Annotated in this window: 13 protein-coding genes and 1 tRNA gene; 11 read left to right on the top strand and 3 right to left on the bottom strand. The window is 69.7% G+C overall.

What is annotated here, in order from left to right; genetic code table 11:
• Window positions 1–129 precede the first annotated feature (129 nt).
• Window positions 130–813 carry a hypothetical protein gene (locus U3653_RS15630; protein ID WP_195080596.1) on the top strand — a complete coding sequence of 228 codons (684 nt, stop codon included), beginning with the start codon at window positions 130–132 and terminating at the stop codon, window positions 811–813.
• Window positions 814–1,047: 234 nt separating this feature from the next.
• On the opposite strand, the gene U3653_RS15625 is transcribed toward U3653_RS15630, so the two are convergent.
• From U3653_RS15625 to U3653_RS15615, 3 genes are all read right to left on the bottom strand, one after another.
• A tRNA-Arg gene (locus U3653_RS15625) sits at window positions 1,048–1,120 on the bottom strand.
• Between the two features lie 106 nt (window positions 1,121–1,226).
• Window positions 1,227–1,862, bottom strand: coding sequence for a DUF305 domain-containing protein (locus U3653_RS15620; protein WP_195080649.1), 636 nt, complete (start codon window positions 1,860–1,862; stop codon window positions 1,227–1,229).
• Window positions 1,863–2,362: 500 nt separating this feature from the next.
• Entirely contained in the window at window positions 2,363–3,283 is a 921-nt protein-coding gene (locus U3653_RS15615; protein ID WP_195080597.1) for a thioredoxin-like domain-containing protein, read from the bottom strand.
• A gap of 92 nt (window positions 3,284–3,375) precedes the next feature.
• Between U3653_RS15615 and argS the strand changes: the two genes are divergently transcribed.
• The 10 genes from argS to prmC all read left to right on the top strand — a co-directional run bounded on the left by argS (window position 3,376) and on the right by prmC (window position 15,296).
• A complete protein-coding gene (argS, locus tag U3653_RS15610; RefSeq protein ID WP_195080598.1) occupies window positions 3,376–5,034 on the top strand; it encodes an arginine--tRNA ligase in 1,659 nt (552 codons plus the stop codon).
• A 61-nt stretch (window positions 5,035–5,095) separates the two neighbouring features.
• Window positions 5,096–6,517, top strand: coding sequence for a diaminopimelate decarboxylase (gene lysA / locus U3653_RS15605; protein WP_195080599.1), 1,422 nt, complete (start codon window positions 5,096–5,098; stop codon window positions 6,515–6,517).
• Window positions 6,514–7,869: a homoserine dehydrogenase gene (locus U3653_RS15600; protein WP_195080600.1), complete on the top strand. Its 1,356-nt coding sequence runs from the start codon at window positions 6,514–6,516 to the stop codon at window positions 7,867–7,869. Before lysA ends, U3653_RS15600 begins: the two co-directional genes overlap by 4 nt.
• On the top strand, window positions 7,866–9,014 hold the full coding sequence (gene thrC / locus U3653_RS15595) for a threonine synthase (RefSeq protein WP_323123963.1): 1,149 nt from the start codon (window positions 7,866–7,868) through the stop codon (window positions 9,012–9,014). Before U3653_RS15600 ends, thrC begins: the two co-directional genes overlap by 4 nt.
• 25 nt (window positions 9,015–9,039) lie before the next feature.
• Window positions 9,040–9,993: a homoserine kinase gene (gene thrB / locus U3653_RS15590; RefSeq protein WP_195080601.1), complete on the top strand. Its 954-nt coding sequence runs from the start codon at window positions 9,040–9,042 to the stop codon at window positions 9,991–9,993.
• 328 nt (window positions 9,994–10,321) lie between these two features.
• Window positions 10,322–12,406, top strand: coding sequence for a transcription termination factor Rho (rho, locus tag U3653_RS15585; protein ID WP_195080602.1), 2,085 nt, complete (start codon window positions 10,322–10,324; stop codon window positions 12,404–12,406).
• Between the two features lie 49 nt (window positions 12,407–12,455).
• Window positions 12,456–12,617 (top strand): hypothetical protein, encoded by a 162-nt coding sequence (locus U3653_RS15580; protein WP_323123962.1) that lies wholly within the window; start codon window positions 12,456–12,458, stop codon window positions 12,615–12,617.
• Between the two features lie 424 nt (window positions 12,618–13,041).
• Complete coding sequence (gene rpmE, locus U3653_RS15575) at window positions 13,042–13,272, top strand: 50S ribosomal protein L31 (protein ID WP_011207583.1); 231 nt, start codon at window positions 13,042–13,044, stop codon at window positions 13,270–13,272.
• A gap of 81 nt (window positions 13,273–13,353) precedes the next feature.
• The gene (prfA, locus tag U3653_RS15570) at window positions 13,354–14,424 is read left to right on the top strand and encodes a peptide chain release factor 1 (protein WP_195080603.1); all 1,071 of its coding nucleotides are present in this window, start codon (window positions 13,354–13,356) and stop codon (window positions 14,422–14,424) included.
• Window positions 14,421–15,296 (top strand): peptide chain release factor N(5)-glutamine methyltransferase, encoded by an 876-nt coding sequence (gene prmC, locus U3653_RS15565; protein ID WP_195080604.1) that lies wholly within the window; start codon window positions 14,421–14,423, stop codon window positions 15,294–15,296. Before prfA ends, prmC begins: the two co-directional genes overlap by 4 nt.
• Window positions 15,297–15,529: the final 233 nt, after the last annotated feature.

The following is a 15,529-nucleotide window of genomic DNA, read 5'->3' as shown; positions in this document are numbered from 1 at the left end:
ATTCGCGCGACCGCTGCCAGTGTCGTGTGCTGTGCGGTTTGCTGCTCCCGGCTTCGCGGCCCGAATGGGTTGTCCGGTCGATTGCCGGCCCGGTTGTCGGCGTAGGGGGCCGGTGATACGTTGCCCGGCATGGGATTTCAGTTGCCGCATCCCGAGGTGCTGTGGGCGCGCGTGACCGTCTTGGACGTGATCACCTGCGCCACGCACACCGATCGGGCCGCGAGCGGACAGGAGATCGGGCAGACGGCCAGAGTGGAAGGCGGCCGGCTGATCAACGACGACGGCGAGGGCAATTGGTACTCGCTGGTCAGATACCCCGGTGAGCGCGCGCTGCTATTCGGGCGAGACGAGGACAACGAGGTCGCCGGAACCTCCTACGACCCGCTGGCCGCGGCGCCCGCCTGGGTGCGCTCGGTGGAACCGACGACGAAGCTGCCCGGCGGCGTCGAAGGCCCGGTCAGCTTCGTGCGCTGGTGGGAGTTCGGCCGCTGGCAGCACGCGCCGACCGACCTCGAAGACGGCCTCGAGATCAGCCTCAGCGCCGCCGCCGACCGGGAGGACTTCACCGGCAGCGTCATGAGCGCCGCCATCCACGCGAACTGGGTGGAGATGGACTACGAGGCGGGCAAACTGATCGCCCGCACCGTCGACCCCACCGCCCTGCACGCCCTCTGTGACGCGACCGAGAACGGCGCCGTCACCAAGGCCCACTTCTACTTCCTCGAGCCCGGCCTCACGGCCCCCGCCTTCACCTACCTCACCAACGCGGGCGTCCTCACTTCCACCGGCAAACCCACCGAACCCCTGCCATAACCGTCGCGCGGCGTACGGCACCTACCATCCGAAAAGGGCTCCCGTCCAGGGAGCCCTTTTCCTATGACAACGGCATTCGCAGCATCGCCATGGAACCGCCCCGAAGACGCACCGCTCATCTGTCACCGGATCGGATATCGCCATGGGCCATCGTCTCGGCCACCTCTTGCCCACAGCGCTGAGCTTCCAGACGAGAAAGGCCCCCGACCGGTCTGGTCGGGGGCCTTCGCTCGGTGCCCTCGGCAGGATTCGAACCTGCGGCCTTCTGCTCCGGAGGCAGACGCTCTATCCCCTGAGCTACGAGGGCGGGATAGGGCTCGGTCGGGGCCGGAATGGCGGTCCGATCGGGCTGGGTCAGCCTATCGTATCGGCGGCCGTCCGCCAAAAAGCGCAGACGGCGGCGGGTTTTCGGGTTATGGGAGAGGGGCCGCGCCGCGGGCGGTGAGCATGGTGGTCATCAGGTCGGATTCGCCGCGCTGGGTGGTGGCCATGGTCTCGGCGAGGGTGCGCACCGCGGTGGTGTCGGCGTGCTGGGCGGCGTAGTCGATCATCGACAGCCCGCCCTGGTGGTGGCGCAGCATGAGCTGCAGGAACATCGTGTCCAGCTTGGGGCTGGTGGCCTGGCGCAGCGCGGCGAGTTCGGCGGGGGTGGCCATGCCGGGCATGGTGGAGACCGGGCCGGAATGGTGGGGCATGCCGGCGCCGGAATGGTCGTGGCCGCCCATCGGCTCGGCCATCCAGCCCATGAACCCGTCGACGCTCTGCGCGGATTCGCCCCACAGTTGCAGCCAGCCCTGCATGCGCCCGATCTGGCTCTGCTGGGTGGTGAGGATGTCGTAGGCCAAGCGCCGTACCTCGGTGTCGGTGGAGCGAACCAGCAGCACACCCGCCATCTCGACGGCTTGGGCGTGATGCGCCGACATGTCCTGGCCGAAGCCGACGTCGACCGGGCCCGGGTCGGGCTCGGCGGAACCGTTCAGCGGTATCCGGGCGAGCACGCCGATCGCGAACCCGATCAGGATGGCGCCGATGATGCCGAGAGTCAGCAGCGCGGTGCGCTGGCGGCGGAACTGCCCGCCGAGGCCGGACTCCGCCGCGGCTTCGCGGTCATCGGACCCGCCGGTCGCTTCCCGTGCGGATACGGCGGCTCCGCGATCGCCTGATCCGGCGGGTGCTTCGCCGCCGGAGCCAGTGGAGGCTCCTGGATCGCCGGATCTCGAGGCCGCGCGATCGCCGGTCTTGCCGAATTCATGAGCACCGGACGCAGTGGGTGTCGCGCGATCTCCGGCCCCGGCAGTTTCGCGATTCCCGGACGCGCTGACGTCAGGAGCGCCGGACGTTGCGCGATCCTTGGTTTTGCCAGCGTCAAGAGTCCCGGACACTGCGGAGGCTGCCCGATCCTCAGCCCCGCTGACTTCATGAGCCCTGGATGCTGTGGACCCTGAGCGATCCCCGGACACACTGTCGCGAGCCTTGGACCCTCCGGATGCTTCCCCGGCCCCGACAGCTTCGCGCCTCGCGGACTCCGCACCCTTCCGATCGCCGGACACTACTGCCCCGCGGCGGGCGCGGGCGGCACGGGCGCGGGCTGCACCGGCACCGGAGCGCCGGGCACACCGGGAAGCCCAGGAAGACCGGGCACGCCGGGCACACCCGGCAGACCCCCAGGCATGCCGCCGAGCTCGGTCTGATCCTTCTGCGCGCCCTTGCCGTCCATCGGCACCGCGTCGGGGCCGGGCGGCGTCGGGTCGAACGGCGGCGGGTTGTCGGTGTCGAACACGATGGTCGAGCAGTCCGCGCCGACCTCGGGGTAGGTGTAGTTGTTCAGCCGCAGAGCGGTGATGAACTGGCCGACGCGCTTGTCGTCGGGGCTGTCCAGCTTCAACTGGTGCCCCCAGGACTGCAAGGAGACGGCGGAGTCGAGGCCGGGGTAGGGCGACATCAGCGTGTACGGCTTGCCCTCGACCTTCGCCTTCAGCGTCGCGATGCCGTCGGCGTCCACCTTGTCGGGGTTGTAGGTGATCCACACCGCGCCGTGCTCGAGCGAGTGCACCGCGTTCTCCACCCGGATCGGCTTGTCGTAGACCACGCCGGTGCAGGTCGCCCACGACTGGTCGTGCGGGCCGCCGAACGGCGGGGCTTGGTCGTAGGCCACGCGCTGGTTCGAGCCGATGTGCAGCCCGGCGGGGTATTCCTTCTTCACCACGCCCGCGATCCCGTCGGACGGATCCTTCTTCTGCGCGCTCGGCGTGTACTTGTCCAGGTCGGCCTTTTCCCGGTACTTGGGGACCAGGCTGTAAGCCAGCGCGCCGATCAATGCGATGATTACTACGGCCGCGCCGATGGCCAACCAGGGAATCTGGCGATTCTTCTTCGGAAGCTGTCCTTGTCCACCCCGCTTGCGGGGAGACGACAACTTCGCCGCGGCCTTGGCGGCCTTGGCCGATTTGGCGCTGGGACTGCTAGGCATCGCTCAGTGTGCTCTTTCGACGTGGATGGATCCGCTGGCTGCGCAGTGCCCACCCGAGGTGTACACCCGCCAAGACCATAGGATAGAGACTCGTGACTCCAGCTGACCTTGCAGATCTCCTTCGCTCCACCGCGGCGAAGGTGCTTGTCGAACGCGGACTGGACCCCGCGGTCCTGCCCGACGAGGTCACCGTGGAGCGTCCCCGCAACCCGGAACACGGCGACTATGCCACGAACGTCGCGATGCAGGTGGCCAAGCGCGCCGGAACCAAGCCGCGTGACCTGGCCACCTGGCTGGCCGACGCGCTGGCCGAGGCCGACGGCGTCGCCGCGGCCGAGGTCGCAGGGCCGGGATTCCTGAACATCCGCCTCGCGGCCTCCGCGCAGGGCGCGATCATCGAGCGGGTGCTCGCCGCGGGCGCGGCGTACGGCACCGCGGAGACGCTGAAGGGCACCAGGATCAACCTCGAGTTCGTCTCGGCGAACCCGACCGGCCCCGTGCATCTGGGCGGGACCCGGTGGGCCTCGGTCGGCGACGCGCTCGGCCGCATCCTGGCCGCGCAGGGCGCGGACGTGGTGCGCGAGTACTACTTCAACGACCACGGCGCGCAGATCGACCGGTTCGCCGCCTCGCTGGTCGCGGCCGCCACCGGCGCGCCGACCCCGGAGAACGGCTACGCGGGCGCCTACATCGGCGAGATCGCCGACAAGATCGTTGCCGCCAACCCCGGCGCGCTGAGCAAGCCGGAGGCCGAGCGGCTCGAGCTGTTCAGGGCCGAGGGCGTCGAGCTGATGTTCGCGCACATCAAGGAGTCGCTGCACGAGTTCGGCACCGACTTCGACGTCTACTTCAACGAGAGCTCGCTGTTCGCCTCCGGCGCTGTCGAGCAGGCCGTGGAGCGGCTGAAGAACTCCGGCGACCTGTACGAGAAGGACGGCGCCTGGTGGATCGCCAGCTCGGAATACGGTGACGACCAGGACCGGGTGGTCATCAAGAGCGACGGCAAAGCCGCCTACATCGCAGGCGACATCGCCTATTTCCAGGACAAGCGGGCGCGCGGCTTCGACCTGTGCATCTACATGCTCGGCGCCGACCACCACGGTTACATCGGCAGGCTGAAGGCCGCCGCGGCCGCGTTCGGCGACGACCCGGCCACGGTCGAGGTGCTGATCGGGCAGATGGTGAACCTGCTGCGCGACGGCGTCGCGGTGAAGATGAGCAAGCGGGCGGGCACCGTGGTGACCCTGGACGACCTGGTCGAGGCCATCGGCGTGGACGCGGCGCGGTATTCGCTGGTGCGTTCGTCGGTGAACTCGAGCATCGACATCGATCTGAACCTGTGGGCCAGCCAGAGCAACGAGAACCCGGTCTACTACGTGCAGTACGCGCACGCGCGGACCGCGTCCATCGCGCGCAACGCCGCGCAGTTCGACTACGACTCCGTCACCGCCGACCTCGCGCTGCTGTCGGCCGAGGAGGAGGGCGAACTGATCCGCACTCTCGGTGAGTACCCGCGGGTGGTGTCCAGTGCGGCGAGCCTGCGCGAACCGCATCGGGTGGCCCGCTACCTGGAGGAACTGGCGGGCGCGTACCACCGATTCCAGACCAACAAGAACCTGCGCGTCCTGCCGCTGGGCGACGACCCCGTCTCGCCGACGAACGCGGCCAGGCTCGCTCTGGTCAACGCCACGCGACAGGTGCTGGCCAACGGCCTCGGCCTGCTCGGCGTCAGCGCGCCGGAGCGCATGTGACCGGCCGGTCGACCAGAGCGAGGAAGGAAGCGACAGTGAGCGAGCGCAGCGAGGGGCAGCTATGAGCGTGCATCCCGCCGGTCCACGGCATGCCGAGATTCCGCACGCCCCGAACCTGCCGGAGCGTCCCGGCGATCCGAAGCAGATGATCGATCTGCCCGCGAACGTGTGGCCGCGCAACGCCACCCGGGACGACGCGGGCGTGGTCCACTTGGCGGGCGTGCCCGTGTACGAGCTGGCCGAGCGGTTCGGCACGCCGCTGTTCGTGGTGGACGAGGACGACTTCCGTTCCCGCTGCCGCGACATGGTCCGCGCGTTCGGGGCGAACGCGCGAGTGCACTACGCGTCCAAGGCCTTCCTGTGCGGCGAGGTCGCCCGCTGGATCCGAGACGAGGGCCTCTCGCTGGACGTCTGCTCCGGCGGCGAATTGGCCATCGCGTTGCACGCGGGCTTCCCCGCCGAGCGAATCGCGTTGCACGGCAACAACAAGTCCGTCGAGGAATTGGAAGCCGCGGTGTCGGCCGGCGTCGGCCACGTGGTGGTCGACTCGCTCATCGAGATCGAGCGCCTGGAAGCCGTCGCCGCCCGCGCCGGTGTGGTGCAGGACGTGCTGGTCCGGGTCACCGTCGGCGTGGAAGCCCATACCCACGAATACATTTCGACCGCGCACGAGGACCAGAAGTTCGGCTTCTCGATCGCAGGCGGCGACGCGATGGAGGCGCTCGCGCGCGTCTTCGACGCCGACAACCTGCGCCTGGTCGGCCTGCACAGCCACATCGGTTCGCAGATCTTCGAGATCGACGGCTTCGAGATCGCCGCGCGGCGCATGCTCGGCCTGCTGCGCGAGGCCATCGACAAGTTCGGCATCGAGCGCACCGCGCAGATCGCGACGCTGGATCTCGGTGGCGGACTCGGCATTTCGTACCTGCCGTCGGACGATCCGCCGCCGCTGGACCAGTTCGCGGCGAACCTGCGCGAACTGGTGGCCGCCGAAGCCGAACGCGCCGGCCTGCCGACGCCGACGATCGCGGTCGAGCCAGGCCGCGCCATCGCAGGCCCGGGCACGGTGACGCTCTACGAGGTCGGCACCATCAAGGACGTCTCGCTCGACGGCGGCCTGCGCCGCCGCTACGTGAGCGTCGACGGCGGCATGAGCGACAACATCCGGCCCGCGCTGTACCAAGCCGACTACGACTGCCGCCTGGTCTCGCGGTCGTCACAGGCCGGGCCGGTGGTCGCGCGCGTCGTCGGAAAGCATTGCGAGAGCGGCGATATCGTCATCCGGGACACCTGGATGCCCGCCGACGTCGGCCCCGGCGACCTGATCGCCGTCGCCGCCACCGGCGCGTATTGCTACTCGATGTCCAGCCGGTACAACCAGTTGACCCGCCCCGCGGTCGTCGCGGTGCGGGACGGACAGCCGCGCCTGATCCTGCGCAGGGAGACGGTGGCGGACCTGCTCAGCCTGGAGGTGGAAGCGTGACGGCCAACGCGAAGAACGGCGTGTGGGGGACCGATCGCCCGATCGGGGTCGCGGTCCTCGGCATGGGCAATGTGGGCACCGAGGTCGTGCGCATCCTGCGTGAGCACACCGAGGACCTGCGTTCCCGCGTCGGCGCGCCGGTGGTGCTGCGCGGTGTGGCCGTGCGCAGTCTCGACACCGACCGCGGCATCCCCGCCGAGCTGCTGACCACCGACGCGGACGCACTGGTCGCCCGTCCCGACGTCGACCTGGTGGTCGAGGTGATCGGCGGCATCGATCCGCCGCGCCGGTTGATCCTGGCCGCGCTGAACGCGGGCAAATCCGTGGTGACCGCGAACAAGGCGCTGCTGGCCGACTACACCGGCGAACTCGCCGCCGCCGCCGAAGCCAGCCGCGCCGACCTGTACTTCGAGGCCGCCGTCGCGGGCGCGATCCCCGTGGTGCGCCCGCTGATCCAGTCGCTGGCGGGCGACCGGGTGAACCGGGTCGTCGGCATCGTCAACGGCACCACCAACTTCATCCTCTCCGCGATGGACGAGACCGGCGCGGACTATTCGCAGACGCTGGCCGAGGCCACCCGCCTGGGCTACGCGGAAGCCGACCCGACCGCCGACGTGGAGGGTTACGACGCCGCCGCCAAGGCCGCGATCCTCGCCTCCCTGGCGTTCCACACCAGGGTCACCGCCGCCGACGTCTACCGCGAAGGCATCTCGCGGATCTCCGCGGAGGACCTGGAGACCGCCTCGGCGCTCGACTGCACGGTGAAATTGCTGGCCATCTGCGAGCGCGTGGACGCAGGCCCCGGTGAGCCGGGACCGGAGGACGGCGGCAAAGAGCGCGTCTCGGTGCGCGTCTACCCGGCGCTCATCCCGCGCAAGCACCCGCTGGCCGCGGTGAACGGCGCGTTCAACGCGGTGGTCGTCGAGGCGGAGAACGCCGGGCGGCTGATGTTCTACGGGCAGGGCGCAGGCGGCGCTCCGACCGCGTCGGCCGTGCTCGGCGATCTGGTGATGGCGGCGCGGAACAAGTTCTACGGGGGTCGCGCTCCCGGCGAATCGGTTTATGCTGAGCTACCGATCGCGCCGATCGGCGATACGCCCACCCGCTATCACGTGAACCTGCAGGTCGAGGACCGCCCTGGGGTCCTGGCTGCGGTGGCGGGCGAATTCGCCGCACACGGGGTGAGCATCTCGACCGTCCGTCAAGAAGGGCACGGCTCGGGTGCGCGCCTGGTCGTGGTGACCCACCACGCCGTGGAGTCGGCGCTCGCGGACACCGTGGCCGCACTGGCGGAAATGGAATCCGTCACATCCGTGACCAGCGTTCTGAGATTGGAAGGCACCGAAGAATGACCACAGCGTCGCGTAGCGACTCCATCAGGGGCGGCGGCCGGGACAGCGGTGGGCACACGCCTGGCGTCGCGCCTCAGGCCGGAGCGCACTCACGCTGGCCCGGCCTGATCGCGGCCTACCGCGACCGCCTCGCGGGCGCGGCCGACTGGGAACCGGTCACCCTGTTCGAGGGCGGAACGCCGCTGGTGCCTGCGCCGCACCTGTCCGAGATCACCGGCTGCGAGGTGTACCTGAAGGTCGAGGGCCTGAACCCGACCGGCTCGTTCAAGGACCGCGGCATGACGATGGCGATGACCGACGCCAAGTACCGCGGCCAGAAGGCGGTGCTGTGCGCGTCCACGGGCAACACCTCGGCATCCGCCGCGGCGTACGCGACCCGCGCCGGCATGAGCTGCGCCGTGCTGATCCCGCAGGGCAAGATCGCCATGGGCAAGCTGGCCCAGGCCGTGATGCTCGGCGCGAAGATCATCCAGGTGCAGGGCAACTTCGACGACTGCCTGGAGCTCGCCCGCAAGGTCACCGCCGATTTCCCCAGCATCGGCCTGGTCAACTCGGTGAACCCGGCTCGCATCGAGGGCCAGAAGACGGCGGCCTTCGAGATCTGCGACGTGCTCGGCAAGGCCCCCGACGTGCACGCCCTCCCCGTCGGCAACGCGGGCAATATCACCGCGTACTGGCGTGGCTACCGGGAGTACTACGCCGACGGCGTCACCGGCGGGCTGCCGCGCATGCTCGGCGTGCAGGCCGCCGGCGCGGCTCCGCTGGTCAACGGCGCCCCGGTGAAGGATCCCGAGACCATCGCCACCGCGATCCGGATCGGCGCGCCCGCCTCCTGGAACGGCGCCGTCGAGGCCAAGGAGCAGTCCGGTGGCGCGTTCCGCGCCGCCACCGACGAGGAGATCCTCGACGCGTACCGCCTGGTCGCCGCCACCGAGGGCGTGTTCGTCGAGCCCGCGTCGGCGGCCAGTGTCGCCGGCGTGCTCGCCGCACGCAAGGAAGGCTGGCTGGACGCCGGGCTCACCGTGGTGTGCACCGTGACCGGCAACGGCCTCAAGGACCCCGACACCGCGCTGTCGGGCATGCCGCAGGTGCAGCCGATCGCCGTCGACCCGGTCGCGGTGGCCGCCGAATTAGAGCTGGCCTGAGTTGAATTCGCGCGAAAGCCAGGTCATGAGCGCGACGCTGCCCGCTGGTCTGACTGTGACCGCGAGGGTGCCCGCGTCCACGGCGAACCTCGGTCCCGGGTTCGACTCGCTGGGTATGGCATTGGGGATCTACGACGAAATCCAGGTGCGCACCACCGATTCCGGGCTCACCATCCGGGTCGAAGGCGAGGGCGCCGACGATGTGCCTTGGGGCCCTTCGCATCTCGTGGTCCGCGCGATCGAGCGCGGCCTGGAGTCGGCGGGGGTGTGGGCCGATGGCCTCGATGTGGTGTGCCGCAACGTGATTCCGCATTCCCGCGGACTCGGCTCCTCGGCATCGGCGGTGGTCGGCGGACTGGCCGCCGGGTGCGCCCTCGCCGCGAAGCTGGACCCGGCGCTGGCCACGTCCACCGACCGAATGGTGCAGCTGGCCGCGGAATTCGAGGGACATCCGGACAACGCGGCGGCCAGTGTGCTCGGCGGGATCGTGGTCTCCTGGACCGAGACCGATCACCCGGCCGACGAGGCCCCCGGCACGGAATACCACGGTCGCGTCTACCGCGCGGTGCGGCTGGAGGCGCATGCGGCGCTGCGCCCGGTGGTGCTGATCCCGCAGGAGCGCTCGTCCACCGCGCACACCCGCGGCCTGCTGCCCGACGTCGTGCCGCACAGCGACGCGGCGTTCAACGTCAGTCGCGCCGCGCTGGCCGTCGTGGCGCTCACCCAGCGTCCCGACCTGCTGCTTCCCGCCACCGCGGACCGGCTGCACCAGGCCCAGCGTGCTCCCGCGCTACCGTTGACCACCGCTTGGATCACCCGCCTGCGCACGGCGGGCCTCGCGGCCACCGTCTCCGGGGCGGGACCGACCATCTTGGCCCTGGGGACCAGCGAATTTCCCGCGGAACTCCGCGAACTGGCGGCGGCCGACGGCCTGCGCGTGGTGGAGCCGGGAATCGCCGAAGGCGTCCTGGTCGACTGACGGCGAGTCTGTCTTGCCGAGATTCGCAATGGACAGCTATTCTGGGCAGGTCCGTACATCGTGCGCATCAGACGCCGGTGCTTCATCAGGGCAATCGCTCCAGCAGGCTCCAGGCTCGAGCCTCCAGGCCATGGGGGTGCTGCGTAGCTGCGCAACTGGAATGATCTCTCCCCACCTTTCACCAACGGTGGAGAAGCCGCCGGGCCGGCGGGGCAGGTGATACGGCACACAGCGCCCGGACGGACGCATCCCAGTCCGGCAGAATGCCCGGGCTGCGGGACGAACCCTCGAAACAGCACACGGCAATCGAGGGAAGGAAAGGATTTCCGTGACAGATACGGACCTGCTCGCGACACCCGGCGTGGAATCGAGCCCGACGGGCGAGCGCGAAAGTGAATCCGGACAGATTTCGAAGATGAGCGAACACACCGACGTCGCACGATCGGGGCTGACTGGAATGTTGTTGCCGCAACTGCGCGCGCTCGCGGGGGAGCTCGGTATCCGAGGCACCTCCGGGATGCGCAAGGGCGATCTGATCGCCGCCATCAAGGAAAATCAGGCCGCGGGCAAGGCGGCGAAGGTGGAGAAGCCCGCCAAGAGCGAGGCCAAGTCCGCGGCAACCGCCAAGGCCGACGCGCCCGCGAAGGCCGGTGCCACCGCCAAGACCGCCGCTGCAGCGCAGCAGGCGCCCGCCAAGGCCGAGCAGGCGACCCTCGATGTGACGCCCGCGGCCTCCGCCGCGCCCAGCGAGGCTCCCGCCCCGGCGAAGACGGCCCCCGCCGATGCCGCGCCCGCCGCCGACGCGGCGCCGTCCACGGCGACCGAGACCACCGAAGAGTCCGGCCGGGAGAGCGGCCAGCGTGGCCGCGGCCGGCAGCGGCGCGGCCGTGACCAGGCGCGATCCGCCACCGAGTCCGCACCCGCCGAGACCCGTGCCGACGAGCAGAAGCAGGACGCCGAGCAGGGCGGCGAGCGTCGCCGCGACCGCGGCCAGGGTGACCGGCAAAGCGATCGCGGTCAGGGCGACCGTGGCCAGGGCGACCGTGGCCAGGGCGAGCGCGGCCAGGGCGAGCGCGGCCAGGGCGAGCGCGGCCAGGGCGAGCGCGGCCAGCAGAGCCAGAACGGCAGCGCGGGCGGCCGCGGCGGTGACGACGAAGAGGGCGGTCGCGGACGGCGCGGACGCCGCTTCCGTGAGCGTCGTCGTGGGCGCGACCGTGACGGCGGTGGCGGTGGCGGCGAGTCGCGCGAGCTGGAGATCCGCGAGGACGACGTCCTCCAGCCGGTCGCAGGCATCCTCGACGTGCTGGACAACTACGCCTTCGTCCGCACGTCGGGCTACCTGGCCGGGCCGAACGACGTCTACGTGTCGATGAACCTGGTCCGCAAGAACGGCCTGCGCCGCGGCGACGCGATCACCGGCGCGGTGCGCGCCCCGCGCGACGGCGAGCAGTCCAACCAGCGCCAGAAGTTCGATCCGCTGGTGCGGCTGGACACGGTCAACGGCGGCGACGTCGAGGCGGCCAAGCGCCGTCCCGAGTTCGGCAAGCTCACTCCGCTGTACCCGAACCAGCGCCTGCGGCTGGAGACCCAGCCGAACAAGCTGACCACCCGGGTGATCGACCTGATCATGCCGATCGGCAAGGGCCAGCGCGCCCTGATCGTGTCGCCGCCCAAGGCGGGTAAGACCACGATCCTGCAGGACATCGCCAACGCGATCGCGACCAACAACCCCGAGTGCTACCTGATGGTGGTGCTGGTCGACGAGCGTCCGGAAGAGGTCACCGACATGCAGCGCTCGGTGAAGGGCGAGGTCATCGCCTCGACCTTCGACCGTCCGCCGTCGGACCACACCTCGGTCGCCGAACTCGCCATCGAGCGCGCCAAGCGCCTGGTGGAGATGGGCAAGGACGTCGTCGTGCTGCTCGACTCGATCACGCGGCTCGGGCGCGCGTACAACAACTCCTCGCCCGCCTCGGGCCGAATCCTCTCCGGCGGTGTGGATTCCACCGCGCTGTACCCGCCCAAGCGGTTCCTCGGCGCGGCACGCAACATCGAGAACGGCGGCTCGCTGACGATCATCGCCACCGCCATGGTGGAGACCGGTTCCACCGGTGACACGGTGATCTTCGAGGAGTTCAAGGGTACCGGCAACGCCGAGCTCAAACTGGATCGCAAGATCGCCGAGCGCAGGGTGTTCCCCGCGGTGGACGTCAACCCGTCCGGTACCCGCAAGGACGAGCTACTGCTCAGCCCCGACGAGGCGGCGGTACTGCACAAGCTGCGCCGCGTGCTGTCCGGCCTGGACTCGCACCAGGCGATCGATCTGCTGATCGACCGTCTGAAGAAGTCCAAGAACAACCTCGAGTTCTTGATGCAGGTGAGCAAGACCGCGCCGGGCGCGCTCGACGAGTGAGCAGTCCCGCCAGGTTGTCGCCGTGACAACGGCCGAAAGGGTCCCGCTGATGCGGGACCCTTTCGGCGTCTGGGGAGCGAAGAAGACGAGGCCCACCGTGGCCGCGCCGCCGATCAGGACCGCGAGGATCAGTCCGCAGGCCCCGCCGTCGGGATCGGGAGTGGCGGATTCCGAGGTCTGGACGTACACGGCGTTCTTCGGCGCGGGATAGTTCGCCAGGTCGGGGAGTGCGGATACACCGATGGCGACCGAGAGAGTCAGTAGAACGAAAATCGCGGCCGCGATTCGGATGTTCACGGGGTCTCCTTCCTGTCTCGGCACGCCGATGTGCACCAGGTCTGCAACTCTATGAACGAATTCGTTCATATTCATGAGTAGCGGACTACCCGACTTCAGGGTCCCGGAGGCGGCGCGGATTCGCGTGCCCGGACTTCCGGGGGCGCGAACGGTGGGGGAGTACCTGGGCGGGAACAAACCGCTCGCCGGGGGCGTTTTGGGAGCGTAACGGCAGTTCTGGCATACTGAACGGTCGTTGCGTCTGCTCAGGTGAGCAGAGCTCCCGCCTAGTCGGTTCCGGTTCACGCTTCGCGCGCTTTCGCGCGGGCGACCCGGCGACCACAATCGAGAGGACATCCATGAAGGCAGGAATTCACCCGGCGTATGTCGACACCACGGTCGTCTGTGGTTGCGGCAACACCTTCCAGACTCGCAGCACCAAGGAGTCGGGACACATCACCGTCGAGGTCTGCTCGCAGTGCCACCCGTTCTACACCGGCAAGCAGAAGATCCTCGACACCGGTGGTCGCGTGGCCCGCTTCGAGGCCCGCTACGGCAAGCGTGCAGGCAAGAAGGCCGACGCCAAGTAGCTTCCTCGCCGACGCCCGGTCCTGCTGCGCAGGCCGGGCGTCGGTGTTTTGTCTGGACAGCTACCAGGAGAAGGAAGCACCGTGACGCAACCGTCCGCCATCGACGACATTCTGGCCGAGTACGCCGGCTTGGAGACGCAGCTGGCCGATCCGTCGCTGCACAACGATGCGGGCGCCGCGCGCCGGGTCGGCAAGCGGTTCGCCGAGCTGGCCCCGGTCATGGCGACCTACCGCAAGCTCGAGACCGCGCGCGACGACCTGTCGGCCGCGAAGGAACTCGCCGCCGACGACTCCGCGTTCGCCGCGGAGGTCCCGGATCTGGAACGGCAGGTCGAGGAACTGGAACAGGCCCTCGCCGACCTGTTGGCGCCGCGCGATCCGCACGACGGCGACGACGTCGTGCTCGAGGTGAAGTCCGGCGAGGGCGGCGAGGAGTCCGCCCTGTTCGCCGCCGACCTGGCCCGCATGTACGTGCGGTATGCCGAGCGCCACGGCTGGAAGGCCGAGATCCTTGACGTCGCCCTGTCCGACCTGGGCGGATACAAAGAGGCGACGCTGTCGATCAAGAGCCGCGACGCGGCGCGCGACGGTGTCTGGTCGCGATTCAAGTTCGAGGGCGGTGTGCACCGGGTGCAGCGCGTCCCGGTGACCGAATCGCAGGGCCGCATCCACACCTCGGCGGCGGGCGTGCTGATCTACCCGGAGCCCGACGAGATCGAAGCGGTGCAGATCGACGAGACCGATCTGCGCATCGACGTGTACCGCTCCTCCGGCAAGGGCGGTCAGGGCGTCAACACCACCGATTCCGCGGTACGCATCACCCATCTGCCCTCCGGCATCGTGGTCACCTGCCAGAACGAGCGTTCCCAGCTGCAGAACAAGGCGCGCGCCATGCAGGTGCTCGCGGCGCGGCTGCAGGCGCTGGCGGAAGAGCAGGCCGATCAGGAGGCGGCGGCGGGCCGCGCCAGCCAGATCCGCACGGTGGACCGCTCCGAGCGCATCCGCACCTACAACTTCCCGGAGAACCGGATCACCGACCATCGGATCGGCTTCAAGGCGCACAACCTCGACGCCGTGCTGGACGGGGATCTCGACGCCCTGCTGGACGCTCTGGGGAAGGCGGATCGCGAAGCGCGTATGGCCGCGGAATGACCACCCGAGTAGCGCTGCGCCCCGCTATCAACGAGGCCGTCGAGACGTTGCGGACCGCCGGGGTGCACAGCCCGCAGGCCGACGCCGAGCATCTGGCTGCGCACGTCCTCGGCGTGCAGCGGACCAGGCTGATGCTGACCCCGCTCGTCTCGCCCGCCCAGCTGGCCGCCTACCGGGAGCTGGTCGCCCGCCGGGCCGAGCGAATCCCGTTGCAGCACTTGATCGGCACCGCCGTGATGGGCGCGCTGGACCTCGCGGTCGGCCCCGGCGTCTTCGTGCCGCGCCCGGAGACCGAGTTGCTGTACGCGTGGGCGCTGGCGCAGCTGGAAGCGCTGCCGCACGATCACGCGCCGGTCGTCGTCGACCTGTGCACCGGTTCGGGCGCGCTCGCGCTGGCCGTGGCGCACACGCGCCCCGACGCCGAGGTGCACGCCGTCGAACTCGATCCCGCCGCGCTGGTCTGGGCGCGGCGCAACGCCGACGACCGGATCGCCGCGGGCGATACCCCGATCACCCTCTACGCCGACGACGCCACCGATCCCGCTCTGCTCACCGACCTGAACGGCCGCGTTGACATCGTGGTGTCCAACCCGCCCTACATCCCCGAAGGCGCCCCGCTCGATCCCGAAGTGGCCGACCACGATCCGTCCATCGCCCTGTTCGGCGGCCCCGACGGTCTAGCGGTCATTCGCGGCATGATTCCGAACATCACCAGACTGCTGCGCCCCGGCGGAGCCACCGCCATCGAACACGACGACACCAACGGCTCCGGCGTAGCCGCCCTCCTCACCGCCACCGGCGCCTTCACCGACGTCGTCGAACACCCCGACCTCGCGGGCAAGCCCCGCTTCGTCGCCGCAACGCACACATGAGCAGGTCCTCTGCACGGTCTCCCGCGCCGTTGCGCACCGAATCCGTGTGGTCCTTCCCGGCGCCTGTGCTGCCGACCGAGCACATTCCGCTGATGGTCGCGTCCTCTGACGACCGCACCGCCGGATGAAGCAACACGACGACGCCTGCACGACTGCGAGGCGGCCTCGCATGAACTGGTGGCGCGGGACGTCTCGCGACCGGTCGCTGGGCCGAGGAACAAACGCGTCACCGG

This window comes from Nocardia implantans, assembly GCF_035544775.1.
GTDB classification, from domain to species: domain Bacteria; phylum Actinomycetota; class Actinomycetes; order Mycobacteriales; family Mycobacteriaceae; genus Nocardia; species Nocardia implantans.
This window is presented reverse-complemented; position numbering and strand designations above follow the sequence as displayed.

Coding starts and splice junctions, on each gene's coding strand:
- U3653_RS15630 (WP_195080596.1), top strand. CDS start 130: ATGGGATTTCAGTTGCCGCATCCCGAGGTGCTGTGGGCGCGCGTGACC.
- U3653_RS15615 (WP_195080597.1), bottom strand. CDS start 3,283: ATGCCTAGCAGTCCCAGCGCCAAATCGGCCAAGGCCGCCAAGGCCGCG.
- lysA (WP_195080599.1), top strand. CDS start 5,096: ATGAGCGTGCATCCCGCCGGTCCACGGCATGCCGAGATTCCGCACGCC.
- thrC (WP_323123963.1), top strand. CDS start 7,866: ATGACCACAGCGTCGCGTAGCGACTCCATCAGGGGCGGCGGCCGGGAC.
- thrB (WP_195080601.1), top strand. CDS start 9,040: ATGAGCGCGACGCTGCCCGCTGGTCTGACTGTGACCGCGAGGGTGCCC.
- U3653_RS15580 (WP_323123962.1), top strand. CDS start 12,456: ATGCGGGACCCTTTCGGCGTCTGGGGAGCGAAGAAGACGAGGCCCACC.
- rpmE (WP_011207583.1), top strand. CDS start 13,042: ATGAAGGCAGGAATTCACCCGGCGTATGTCGACACCACGGTCGTCTGT.
- prmC (WP_195080604.1), top strand. CDS start 14,421: ATGACCACCCGAGTAGCGCTGCGCCCCGCTATCAACGAGGCCGTCGAG.